Annotated in this window: 12 protein-coding genes and 1 pseudogene; 10 read left to right on the top strand and 3 right to left on the bottom strand. The window is 70.9% G+C overall.

From position 1 onward, the window contains the following. The first annotated feature begins 83 nt into the window (after positions 1-83). Positions 84-287, top strand: coding sequence for a cold-shock protein (locus GEV10_18495; protein MQA80438.1), 204 nt, complete (start codon positions 84-86; stop codon positions 285-287). Positions 288-366: 79 nt separating this feature from the next. On the opposite strand, the gene GEV10_18500 is transcribed toward GEV10_18495, so the two are convergent. After that, positions 367-1,017 carry a GNAT family N-acetyltransferase gene (locus tag GEV10_18500; GenBank protein MQA80439.1) on the bottom strand — a complete coding sequence of 217 codons (651 nt, stop codon included), beginning with the start codon at positions 1,015-1,017 and terminating at the stop codon, positions 367-369. 35 nt (positions 1,018-1,052) lie between these two features. Between GEV10_18500 and GEV10_18505 the strand changes: the two genes are divergently transcribed. The 8 genes and pseudogenes from GEV10_18505 to GEV10_18540 all read left to right on the top strand — a co-directional run bounded on the left by GEV10_18505 (position 1,053) and on the right by GEV10_18540 (position 7,721). After that, on the top strand, positions 1,053-1,991 hold the full coding sequence (locus tag GEV10_18505; GenBank protein MQA80440.1) for a hydroxymethylglutaryl-CoA lyase: 939 nt from the start codon (positions 1,053-1,055) through the stop codon (positions 1,989-1,991). Positions 1,992-2,036: 45 nt separating this feature from the next. Further along, positions 2,037-2,663: a hypothetical protein gene (locus GEV10_18510; protein MQA80441.1), complete on the top strand. Its 627-nt coding sequence runs from the start codon at positions 2,037-2,039 to the stop codon at positions 2,661-2,663. Positions 2,664-2,943: 280 nt separating this feature from the next. Beyond that, positions 2,944-3,246: pseudogene (locus GEV10_18515) on the top strand (DUF2662 domain-containing protein). Between the two features lie 656 nt (positions 3,247-3,902). Beyond that, positions 3,903-4,367, top strand: coding sequence for a SigE family RNA polymerase sigma factor (locus GEV10_18520; GenBank protein MQA80442.1), 465 nt, complete (start codon positions 3,903-3,905; stop codon positions 4,365-4,367). Positions 4,368-4,369: 2 nt separating this feature from the next. Beyond that, positions 4,370-5,665, top strand: a complete 1,296-nt coding sequence (locus tag GEV10_18525; GenBank protein ID MQA80443.1) for a hypothetical protein — start codon at positions 4,370-4,372, stop codon at positions 5,663-5,665. 144 nt (positions 5,666-5,809) lie between these two features. After that, entirely contained in the window at positions 5,810-6,967 is a 1,158-nt protein-coding gene (locus GEV10_18530) for a divalent metal cation transporter (protein ID MQA80444.1), read from the top strand. A gap of 20 nt (positions 6,968-6,987) precedes the next feature. Further along, complete coding sequence (locus tag GEV10_18535) at positions 6,988-7,368, top strand: DUF202 domain-containing protein (GenBank protein MQA80445.1); 381 nt, start codon at positions 6,988-6,990, stop codon at positions 7,366-7,368. 17 nt (positions 7,369-7,385) lie between these two features. Next, complete coding sequence (locus GEV10_18540; protein ID MQA80446.1) at positions 7,386-7,721, top strand: DUF202 domain-containing protein; 336 nt, start codon at positions 7,386-7,388, stop codon at positions 7,719-7,721. 8 nt (positions 7,722-7,729) lie between these two features. Here GEV10_18540 and GEV10_18545 read toward each other — a convergent pair whose 3' ends face one another. Continuing rightward, positions 7,730-8,302: a deaminase gene (locus GEV10_18545; protein MQA80447.1), complete on the bottom strand. Its 573-nt coding sequence runs from the start codon at positions 8,300-8,302 to the stop codon at positions 7,730-7,732. 148 nt (positions 8,303-8,450) lie between these two features. Between GEV10_18545 and GEV10_18550 the strand changes: the two genes are divergently transcribed. After that, positions 8,451-9,461, top strand: a complete 1,011-nt coding sequence (locus GEV10_18550; GenBank protein MQA80448.1) for a sigma-70 family RNA polymerase sigma factor — start codon at positions 8,451-8,453, stop codon at positions 9,459-9,461. An 11-nt stretch (positions 9,462-9,472) separates the two neighbouring features. Here the strand turns inward: GEV10_18550 and GEV10_18555 are convergent, their stop codons facing one another. Continuing rightward, positions 9,473-11,284: an MFS transporter gene (locus tag GEV10_18555; protein ID MQA80449.1), complete on the bottom strand. Its 1,812-nt coding sequence runs from the start codon at positions 11,282-11,284 to the stop codon at positions 9,473-9,475. Positions 11,285-11,498: the final 214 nt, after the last annotated feature.

The following is an 11,498-nucleotide window of genomic DNA, read 5'->3' on the forward strand; positions in this document are numbered from 1 at the left end:
GGACAACGAGGCCCCCGGCCATGTATCGTCCTCCGCGGTGCACTAGCAGGTGCGCCGTACGACGTACGAGGAAGTAGAGAAACATGGTCCAGGGAACCGTCAAGTGGTTCAACGCCGAGAAGGGCTACGGCTTCATCACTCCCGATGGAGGCGACAACGACGTTTTCGTGCACTACTCGGCGATCACTTCGCGCGGGTACCGCACGCTGGAACAGGACCAGCGGGTGGAGTTCGAGACCGTCCAGGGCCCGAAGGGCCTCCAGGCCGACCAGGTGACGCCGCTCTAACCCGCCGGCAGAGATAGCGGCCCAACTCTCGCAACAGGACGCCGTGGTGACCGCGGCGTCCTTCTTGCTATGCCGCGATTCAGCCGGCTCCGGTGAGGAGTACCTCGGCACCGACCGGCCGGTAGCCGGCGTCGAGGAACGTGCGCATCGAAGCGGCGTTGCCCGGTGCCACCTGCGCCCACAGGGACCTGCCGTCAGGTACGAGCGCACGGGCGGCGTGGACGAGCGCACGCGCGAGACCACGGCCGCGGGCCGCGGGATCGAGCTCGACGTTCACCTCGTACCTCCCGCCGACCCCGCGCCCGATCGCGAGGACCGCGCCGCCACCGGTCCACATCCAGACGCCGTCGCGATGCCGCAGTGCCCGGCGGAGCCTGGGATGGTCGCTCGTCTCGATCTCGTCGAGTCCGAGCTCGACAAGACTCGTCTCCGCGTACGGCAGCGGCTCGGCGAGGAGCACGGCGTCGGTCGAGCCGATCCGCCTGCCGATCCGGGTCGCCAGCGCGAGGACGAACGACGGACCGAGCGGCGCCGAGAGGTCGACGGTTCGCAGCTGCTCCGCCACCCACCCGGCGTCGACGTCGGCGACCACCATCGCGTGGGCGGTGAAGGCCAGCACACCGGCGTCACGCGCGTTCACCGGCGCGACGACGGACACGCTGCCGTCCGCGGCGGGGAAGCGCCCGCGCTCCACGTCGGCGATGATGCGGGGGAGATCGGACGCGGTCACAGCCGCGATCCTGCCAGTCGGGGAGAGGACGGAGCATGCGCGCGCCACAGGTCGTCCCGCTGGCGGGACTCCCCGACCGGGTGACGGTCTACGAGGTCGGCCCGAGGGACGGCCTGCAGAACGAGTCGGCGATCGTCCCGGTCGATGTGAAGGCCGAGTTCGTCCGGCGGCTCGTCTCCTGTGGCCTGCGGGTGATCGAGGCGACGAGCTTCGTGCACCCGCGCTGGGTGCCGCAGCTCGCCGACGCCGAAGAGCTGCTCGCCGCCCTCGACCGCACGGGCACCACCCGGTTCCCCGTGCTCGTGCCGAACGAGCGGGGCCTCGACCGCGCGCTGGCCGCGGACGTCCGCGAGATCGCGGTCTTCGCCAGCGCGACGGAGACCTTCGCACAACGCAACCTCGCGCGCAGTCTCGACGGCCAGTTCGCGATGTTCGAGCCCGTCCTCGGCCGCGCGGTCGAGGCCGGCCTGACGGCGCGTGGCTACGTCTCGATGGCCTACGGCGACCCGTGGGAGGGCGACGTCGCGATCGACCAGGTCGTCCGCGTCGGGAGGAGGCTGCTCGACCTCGGATGTGACGAGCTCTCGATCGGCGACACGATCGGCGTGGCCACACCCGGACACGTCGCGGCACTGCTCGACGCGTTCACGGACGCCGGCGCGGACGTCGGCAGGCTCGCGGTGCACTTCCACGACACGTACGGCCAGGCGCTCGCCAACACCCTCGCCGCGCTGGGCCGTGGTGTCACGGTGGTCGACAGCGCGGCCGGCGGTCTCGGCGGCTGTCCGTACGCGGAGAGCGCCACGGGCAACCTCGCCACCGAGGACCTCGTCTGGCAGCTGCACGGGCTGGGCATCGAGACGGGCGTCGACCTCGCCGCGCTCGTCGAGACGAGTAGCTGGATGGCCGAGCGGCTCGGCCGGCCGAGCCCGTCGCGCACCGTCGCGGCCCTCGGCGGTCAGCGAGCCACCTGAGGGGCCGCCGCCACATGTCGGCCGTGACATGGCATCCTGCCGTCCATGTCGGTACCGCAGGGACCTCAGGGCCAGCAGCCCGTACCGGGCCAGGGACAGCACGGCCCGTACCAGGGTCCGCCGCCGAACCCGTACCAGCAACAGAACCCGTACCAGCAGCCGAGTCCGTACCAGCAGCAGCCGCCGGGCTATGGACCGCCGCCGGGGCCGTACGGTCAGCCACTGGTGCTGCCGTACCGGCTCGCGGACACGGGCACGCGAGTCGTGCAGGGGATCATCGACGCGCTGATCGCGGCCGCGCCTGCCTTGGCCGTCGTCCTCGTCGCGGTGGTGGTTGCCGTGGTCGGAGCGACCACGGAGACTCCCGCGCTCGCGGTGGTCGGTGCCATCCTCTACTTCGTCGCGATCCTCGCCGGCTGGGGCATGAACTTCTACTGCCAGGTGTGGCGGCCGGCCAAGTACGACGGCCAGACCATCGGCATGGCGCAGAAGGGCCTCCGCGTCGTGAAGATCGACGGAAGCCCGGTGACGATGGGAGACCTCGCCATCCGTTGGCTCCTGTACTTCTTCGTCGAAGGCGGCCTCATCGCGTTGATCCTCATCGCGGCGACGCAACGCAAGCAGCGACTGGGAGACCTGGCGGCGAAGACCTTGGTGGTCCACGTCGAGTAGTCCGATTTGGGACTGATCCGGCGGTTTGCGGGCGACCGGGGCGAAGAAATCACCGGAAACCGGGGAGTGGGCTACGGACGGTATAGCCGATCGTGGCATTCTTTCCCGCATGTCTACACCGCAGGGGCCATACGGCCAGCAACCGGGGCAGCCCCCCGGTCAGAACCCATATCAGCAAGGCGGACAAGGTCAGCAGCCCGGCCAGCCTGCGTACGGTCAGCAGCCAGGACAGGGCGGGCAACAGCAAGGGCAGCCCGGCTACGGCCAGCAGGGGTACGGGCAGCAGCCCCAGAACCCCTACGGCCAGCCACCGCAACAGCCCGGCTACGGCCAACAGCAACAACAGCAGCAGCAGCAGAACCCGTACCAGCAGCAGGGCTACGGTCAGCCGCCGCAACAGCCCGGCTACGGGCAACAGCAACAGCCACAGCAGAACCCGTACCAGCAGCAGGGCTACGGCCAGCAGCCGCAACAGCAGCAGGGCTACGGCCAGCAGCAGCAGAACCCCTACGCGCAGCAGGGATACGCACAACAGGGCTACGCGCAGCAGGGGTACGGCCAGATGCAGCCCTATGGTCAGCCACAGGGGCAGATCGCCGAGCTCGGCGCCCGAGTCGTGCAGTTCCTGATCGACTACGCCGCCTTCGTGCTTCCCGGTGTCGTCCTCTACCTCATCGGCTACATCCTGACCATCGCGGGTGCCGCGAACCAGAGTGGCGGGCTGGCCATCGTCGGCGGGATCGTGATCGCCCTCGGCCTGATCGCCGTCGCGGTGATGCACTTCCTCAACCAGGTCATCTTCGCGAACAAGAACAACGGTCAGACCTTCGGCATGGTCAAGCGCAGGATGCGCGTGGTCAAGCTCGACGGCAGCCCGGTCGGCATGGGCGACCTCGCGATCCGCTGGCTTCTGCTCGGCGTGATCGACGGTGGAGTCGTCGGCCTCATCCTGATCGGCGCGACCGAGAAGAAGCAGCGCCTGGGTGACATGGCGACCAAGACCGTCGTCGTCCAGGAGTAATCGGCGTCATCGCACCACCTGTCGGCCGGGGAAGGTTCGCCTCCCCGGCCGCTTCCTTTCCCGCGGACGGCCTCGCGGTGGCATCATCGCTGGTGCGCATCGCTGGGGTGAGGCAACCATCCGGCGACGCTGAGGCGTGTCCAGGACCAGAACGGGATGGTCGGCAGGGCGTGGACGAACAGACCCGGCAGGCGTTCGACGAGTTCGCGCATGCCCGGATGCAGCACCTGCTGCGGTTCGGCCACGTACTGACCGGCGATCCCCATGCGGCAGCCGACCTGGTCCAGGATGCCCTGGAGCGAGCGATGCTCGCCTGGCCGCGGGTGACTCGACAGGGCGACCCGGAGGGCTATGTACGACGCATCATGGTGAACCGGAACATCAGCATCTGGCGGAAGCTGCGGCGTGAGCGGCTCGTCGACGAGCCACCCGAGCAGACGTCGGTGCCCGAAGGACGCGACCTCGCGCTGTGGGAGCAGCTGCGCCGGCTCCCGCCGCGGCAGCGCGCCGTGCTCGTCCTCCGGTACTACGAAGACCTGACCGAGCAGCAGACGGCCGACACGCTCGGCTGCTCGGTCGGCACGGTGAAGAGCCAGGCGTCGAAGGCGGTCGCGAACCTGCGCCGGCACGTCGAGGGCTTCACCGAGAGCGAGGCCGCGCCCGGCCTCGGCGGGGTGGGGTGAGCATGGACGAGCTCGAACGGGAGCTCCGCCGCGTCCTCCGTGACGACAGGTGGCGCCTCGAGCCGCCGACGGAGGCCGTCGAGCGCGTGCGCCGGGGCGCGATGCGCCGCCAGCGCAGGCGCCGGGCCGCCGCCGGCGGGTTGAGCGCCTTCGCGATCGTCGCCGTCGCCTCGGCCGTGTTCGCCACTCCACTCCTGACCGGCGGCAACGGCGAGCAGTCCGCGGCGAAGGGTGAGGCGTCCTCGTCGGCCGAGCGTCTCGACAGCGCCTCGCCCGCCCCGATGGAGTCGGGGAAGAGCGCGCAGCCGCGCAGGACCGCGGAACCGACGGTCTCCGGCGGACCCGTCCCCGCGGGATTCCGGGCACGGTCCCTGACGGCGGTGAGCACGGACACCTTCTGGGTGCTCGGCACCGCTCCGTGCGACACCCCCGTCTGCACGTCGATCGTGCGCACCGACGACGGCGGGCGCACCTTCCGCGGCCTTCCCGCGCCGCGCGCCCCACTCGCGTCCGACCGGCCGACGCGTGCCGCGATCGGCGACCTGCGGTTCGCGAGCGGCGATGACGGCTACGCCTTCGGCGGCGCGCTGTGGACCACGCACGACGGCGGACGGCAGTGGGCCCGCGGCTCGCTGCCCGGCAGCGTGGAACGCGTCGAGGCCGCCGGCGGCACGGCGTGGGCACTGGTCAGCGTCGGCGACGGCCAACGGCTCTACCGCTCGCCGACGTCCCGCGACAGCTGGTCGCGAGTCCGGCTGCCGACCACGCTCGGCGGCGAGACGGCCGACCTCGCCGTCCACGGCAGCGGTCTCGTCACGGTCGTGGGCGGCTCGGGCGACCGTTCGGTGTCCGTCGTCTCGACCGACGGCGGCCGCACCTTCGACACCCATGACCGGCCGTGCGACCCGGCCCTCGGTTCCACCGTCTCGGCCACCAGCGGCGCCCTCTGGATGTTCTGCGCCACGGGCACCCAGGGGCGCCCGTACGTCTCCACCGACGACGCGCGGAGCTGGAACGCCGTGCGCGGCGCGCCCGCGGGCGGCTGGGCCAACTCGTCCGTCGTCGGCGCCCGGTCTCGCACCACCGCGGCGCTCGCGTCCGGCACGAGGATCTACACGCTGACCTCGGGCGGCGCCACCCGTCCCGCGTCCAACGCGGCCGACACCGGCGGCACGTCCTTCCGCTTCCTCGGCTTCACCACACCGCTGGTCGGCTACGCCGTCGTCGGCCGCACCTCGACCTCCTCCCTGTGGCGTACGACCGACGGCGGCCACACCTGGGGTACCGTCAGGTTCTAGTGCCGTACGGCACTGGGAGGTGCCGGGGTGACGCAGGAGACGGCGGGGTCCGCGAAGGGAACGGTCGCGGGCCGGCTCCGGCAGGTGGGTCCCGGACTCGTGCTGGCCGCGACAGCGGTCGGCGTCGGCGACGTCGTCACCTCGATGGTCGCGGGCGGGCGGTTCGGCTACACGTTCGTGTGGGCGTTCGTGTTCGCGGCCGTGCTGAAGTACTTCCTCACCGAGGCGCTCGGCCGCTGGCACCTGGCGACGGGCCGGACGATCATCGAGGGCTGGCGGGCCATCGGCCTGTGGGCGGTCGTGTTCGTGGGCGTCTACCTCGTCCTCTGGGCCTTCATCTACGGCGCCGCGGGACCGGCCACGGTCGGCCTCGCCGCCAACGCGATGGTGCCGGCGCTCAGCGTCGAGGCGTGGGCGATCGTGCACTCGCTCGCGGCGTTCGCGATCGTGCTGATCGGCCGGTACGGCGTCTTCGAGCTGATCATGAAGGTGCTCGTCGGCGTCATGTTCGTGACCGTCGTCGGCTCCGCGGTGATCGTCGGCCCCGATCTCGCCGGCTTCGCCCGTGGGCTGGTCCCCACGATCCCGGCGGGATCGCTGCTGTACGCGGTCGGCGTGGTCGGCGGTCTGGGCGGCACGCTCGCCCTCGCGGCGTACGGGTACTGGATCCGTGACAAGAACTGGCACGGCCGGTCGTTCATCCCGCTGATGCGCCTCGACTCCGTCATCGGGTACGTCGCCACGGCGATCTTCGCGCTGTCGATGCTGGTGCTCGGCGCGGAGTTCCTCTACGGCACCGACCGGTCGGTCGAGGGCGACGCCGGACTGCTCGCCCTGGTGGAACCGCTCGCCCAGGAGCACGGTGTCGCGCTCAAATGGCTGTTCCTCCTCGGCTTCTGGTCGGTGGCGTACACCTCGGTGCTCGGCGTCTGGAACGGGATGTCGTACCTCTTCGCCGACATCGTGCGGACGATCAGCGACCGCACCGCGAAGAGTGACACGCCCGAAGGCGAGAGGCCCAACTTCGAGCGGACGCGCTCCTACCGCCTCTTCCTGGTGATGCTGACGTTCCCGACCATCCCCTTGATCCTGCTCGGGCGGCCGGTCCAGCTCGTGCTCATCTGGGTCACGCTCGGGGCGATCTTCCTGCCGTTCCTCGCGTGCACGCTGCTCTACCTGCTCAACGCCCGCAGGTTCGGCGTTCGCCAGGGCGGGATCGTGTCGGTGTCCAACATCGTCCTCGCCCTCAGCCTGCTGGTGTTCGCGGTGCTGCTCGCGCAGCAGGTGGTCGGGCTGTTCTGACCCGGCGCTACGGTAGACGGGTGCAGGAGGAGCCGCAGGACCCGCCGGAGGCGGGCGCGCAGGCGACCAGGCAGGACTTCACCGACTACCGGTTCACGCTGGCCAACGAGCGCACCTTCCTCGCGTACGTGCGCACGGCGCTCGCCCTCGACGCGGGCGGCCTCGCCGTCGCGCAGTTCATCAGGCACCCGAGGGTCGAGGCGGTCAGCCTCGGCCTCTCCGTCGTGCTCACCGCGCTCGGCCTCGTCGTCGCCGTGCTCGGCTACCGTCGCTGGCGCCGGTCGGAGCAGGCGATCAACGCGGGCCGGGCGCTGCCGCCGTTGCAGATCCCGCTCCTCGTCGCCAGCGGGCTCGCGGTGGCGTCGCTCGCGGCACTCGTCATCGCCGTGGCCGGCCGCTGATGGCCGGCGACGACCGGCTGGCCGACCCCGGCGCGCAGCTGGAACGCACGAGCCTCGCGTGGAGCCGCACGGCGTTCGCCCTCGCGGCCTGCGGCGCCCTCCTCGTCCGACAGGGATTCGTCGACGACCTCGTCGCGCTCATCGCCTGCGGCATCACGGTCCTGGTGACGAGCGGCCTGATCTGGCTGCTCGCGTCCGTCCGCTACACGGTCAGCCGCAACGGCCACCGGCGTCACCTGCTCGCCGGCCACCGGTACGCCGTCCGCGCGCTCACCGCACTCGTCGTGCTGGTGTCGTGCGCTGCCGCCGTGGGCTCCGTCGCCGCGGTGCTGGTCCAGGGACCAAGGTGGTGACGGCGTCGCTATGCGTCGCGGACGGGCTCGTAGATGAGGAGAGCGATGTCATCGCCGATGCTCCGGGTGTCGACGAGGCGCATCGGCTTCTTGTCGCTGCTCTCGCCGAAGAGGCGCTGACCGGTACCGAGAACGACCGGGTAGATCATCAGCCGCAGCTCGTCGACGAGGTCGTGCTCCAGCAGCGTGCGCAGGAGCTGGAAGCTGCCATAGACGACGATGTTCCCGTTCACCTCGTGCTTCAGCTTCGAGACCTCGTTCACCACGTCGCCCTCGAGTACCGTCGAGTTGTTCCAGGCGGGATCTTCGAGGGTCGATGACACGACGTACTTGGGCAGGCTGTTCAACCTGTCCGCCAGATCGCCACGCCGGGGTTGCCACCGCGGGGCGAAGAACTCGTAGCTCCGCCGACCCAGCAGCAGGGCCTCGGCGCCCCGCGCCTCGTCGAGCAGGACCTTGCCGACCTCTTCGCGGCTCTTGATCTCGCCGACCCAGCCGCCGACCCTGAGACCCTCGTTGCCGGCCGGGTCCTGGATGACTCCATCGAGCGAGACGTTCTCGCTCATGATGAGCTTTCCCATTCGGTTCTCCCTCGTTGGCTCGTCCGATCGCTGATGTAGACACCATGACGTCGGGAAAGTGGGCGCCGCCGAACCGCCCGGTTCGCCCTCGGGCCTGTTCCATACGTGGGAGGAGCACAGCGAGCCAGGGAAGGAAGGTGACGCGAGGGTGGTGACCGGCGACCTGATGTCCCGAGCCCGGAGCGGGGACAGCGACGCGTTCCAGGAGCTGACCGAGCCGCACCGCCGAGAGCTACTGGTGCATTGCTACCGGCTGCTCGGATCCTTCCAGGATGCCGAGGACGCGCTCCAGGACACGCTGCTGAGCGCCTGGCAAGGCCTCGCAGGCTTCGAGGGTCGCGCCTCACTCCGCACCTGGCTGTACCGGATCGCCACCAACCGGTGCCTCAACGTGCGTCGTTCGGCCCGGCGGCGCCAGGCCAAGGAGTGGGACGTGCCCCATGTCGAACCGCCCGAGCCGACCCGGCTCGGCGAAGTCGTCTGGCTCGAGCCCTTCCCCGACGCCCTCCTCGAGGGGGCGCTCGGTCCCGAGGCCCGCTACGAGCAGACCGAATCCATCTCCCTGGCCTTCGTGACCGCCCTCCAGGTCCTGCCGCCTCGCCAGGTCGCCGTCCTCATCCTGCGCGACGTTCTCGGGTTCCACGCCGACGAGGTCGCCGGCATGCTCGACTCGAGCGTCGACTCGGTCACCAGCGCCCTCAAACGAGCCCGCGCCGGCCTGCAGCGCATCCGACCGACGGCCGGACGCCGCGTACCGGCACCGGCCTCGGACTCACCGTCCGAGGATGCGCTGGTGGCGAGGTTCGTCAGGGCGTACGAGGCCGCCGATCTCGACGCGCTGGCGACCCTGCTGACGGACGACGTCTTCGTCTCGATGCCGCCGATGCCCTTCGAGTACGAGGGCCGCGACGTCGTGGCCCGCTTCTGCGCCGGCCTGTTCGGCGCGGGACGGAGGTTCGACCTCGTGCCGACGCGAGCCAACGGTCAGCCGGCGTTCGGCGCCTACCTCCGCGCGCCTACCGGCACACGGGACGGGATCGGCCTCCTCGTCCTCACCCTCAGGGGCGACCGGATCTCCGCGATGACCCGCTTCGACAACAGCGTGCTCCCCTCGTTCGGCCTACCGCGTTCGCTCCCGAGCCGAATCGTCGAGTCCTAGGCAGCAGCCTCCTAGGCGGGGGCGGTCTCCGGGCGGCGCTGGTCCGGGTCGCGGAAGCGCTCCTCGGTGAGCGCGGCGGCCGCGACGTCGCCGGCGTAGTGGCGCCTGGCCCGGAACAGCACGACCCCGCTCGCCAGCAGCGGTATCAGCATGATCGCGAACGTCCACCGCAGGCCGAGCTCGCCGCCGCCCGCGAGGTGGTCGGAGAGCAGCCCGAACAGGACCGGGGCCAATCCCTCGGCGCCGGTCTTCAGCACGGTGCGCAGTGACTCGGCGCGGCCCCACAGCCGGTTCTCGACGACGTCGAGTCGGGCCGAGTCGAGCGCGGGGTTGGGCCACGCGAGGGCCGCGGCGACGAGGATCAGCACGGGGAACGCGAGCAGGAAGTTCTGCGATATCAGCACGATCGGCAGCACCAGCGGCACCAGGAGGTAGCCGGACGCTCCGACGATCATCCGGCCGGAGAACTTGCCCTTGCTCACCAGCCAGTCGCCGAACCGGCCGCCGACGAGCACGCCGAGGACGGCGCCCAGGCCGATGACCGGGAAGACCACGGCGACCACGGCGTTGCCCAGGTCGAAGTGACTGCCGATGAACAAGATGCCGAACGTCTTGAGCCCGGCGAAGAAGAAGTAGCCCAGCGCGGACGAGACGATGAGCGCGACGTTGCTCGGGATCTTCAGCAGGTACTTGATCGCCCGGTGGATGGGGACCTTCGCGGGATCCTCGTCGAGCATCGCCGACGGCGTCGGGGTGATGCCGGCGTCACGTACGCGGTCGTGCACCGACCGCTCGTCGACCTCCCTCTTGACCCGGTGCTTCGCGCCCGGCGGGTCGACGGGCTCGAGCCGGTCCTGACCACCGCGCTTGGGCTCCCTGACCCGCCAGACCGCGACCGTGAGCAGGATGGCCGGGATCGCGAAGAGGACGAACACCACGCGCCACGGCATGATCGCCGTCACCGCGCCGGCCACCGCGTAGCCGAGGCCCGTACCGAGCAGCTCACCGGCCAGGATGAAGCCGAGCACGCGGCCGCGCTCGTGCGGGAAGAACAGGTCACCGACGAGCGACGCGATCGCGGGCCCCGCCACCGCGACCACGACGCCCATCGCGATGCGGGTGAGGATGAGCCAGCCGAACGTCGGCGCGAGCGCGCAGCCGATCATCGCGAGCGCCCACAGCGCGACGGAGATCGCGAGCAGCCTGGTGCGGTTGATCCGGTCGGTGAGCATGCCGATGGGGATGGTGGCGAGGCCGCCGGACAGCGCGACGACCGAGATCAGCAGCCCGATCTGGCCGTTGCTCAGCCCGAGGTCGGACTTCAGCGGGTCGGCGGCCGCGCCGATCGCCCCCATGTCGGCACCCGCGAGGGCGAGCACGCCGGCGAGGAGGACGATGACGCGCTTACGCTCCGGCCCGCCCACCATGTCGGTGACCCGGCGGTCGGCGGCCTCGCCCGCACGCCTGGTGAACCGCGCAGTGAAACGCGCACCGGTGTGCAGGCCCTTGCCGCCGACCGCGGCCGCCTTCTGCGCCCCAGAGACGACCTTCTTGCGCCAGGCGGGGGTCTCCCCCGCGGCCGTCCCCTCGCCACCTTGGGTACCGGGTCCGTGCGGCGGCTCACCCTGCGGCGGGCCGCCCTGCGGAGGCGGGCCTTGCGGAGGCGAGCCCTGCGGTGGCGGACCCTGCCAGGGCGGGCCCTGCGGAGCTGGACCCTGCGGTGGCGGACCCTGCCAGGGCGGGCCCTGCGGGAAGGGACCAGGTCCCGCCGGCTGCCCCTGCTGGTTGGGGTCCGGCTGGCTCGGGTCGGCTGGTCGCGACAACGCATCTCCTCCTACCGAGAAACCTACGGCCTCCGATGCGCACGTGGGACGCGAGGTTCGCCGGCCGGCGGGACACTAGTGTGTCCCGTCGTTAATTCGTAGGTTAAGTCGGTATGGTGGTGGCATGCCGAGAACTGGGCGTCCGAAGGCGGAGTTGGTGTTGACCGGTGCCGAGCGGGAGCAACTGATCGGCTGGTCTCGGCGGGCGAAGTCC

Source organism: Streptosporangiales bacterium (assembly GCA_009379955.1).
Taxonomy (GTDB): domain Bacteria; phylum Actinomycetota; class Actinomycetes; order Streptosporangiales; family WHST01; genus WHST01.

Bases quoted from the DNA above. Each gene is read 5' to 3' on its own strand.
- GEV10_18495 (MQA80438.1), top strand. From the start codon at position 84: ATGGTCCAGGGAACCGTCAAGTGGTTCAACGCCGAGAAGGGCTACGGC.
- GEV10_18505 (MQA80440.1), top strand. From the start codon at position 1,053: ATGCGCGCGCCACAGGTCGTCCCGCTGGCGGGACTCCCCGACCGGGTG.
- GEV10_18510 (MQA80441.1), top strand. From the start codon at position 2,037: ATGTCGGTACCGCAGGGACCTCAGGGCCAGCAGCCCGTACCGGGCCAG.
- GEV10_18520 (MQA80442.1), top strand. From the start codon at position 3,903: ATGCAGCACCTGCTGCGGTTCGGCCACGTACTGACCGGCGATCCCCAT.
- GEV10_18525 (MQA80443.1), top strand. From the start codon at position 4,370: ATGGACGAGCTCGAACGGGAGCTCCGCCGCGTCCTCCGTGACGACAGG.
- GEV10_18530 (MQA80444.1), top strand. From the start codon at position 5,810: ATGGTCGCGGGCGGGCGGTTCGGCTACACGTTCGTGTGGGCGTTCGTG.
- GEV10_18545 (MQA80447.1), bottom strand. From the start codon at position 8,302: ATGGGAAAGCTCATCATGAGCGAGAACGTCTCGCTCGATGGAGTCATC.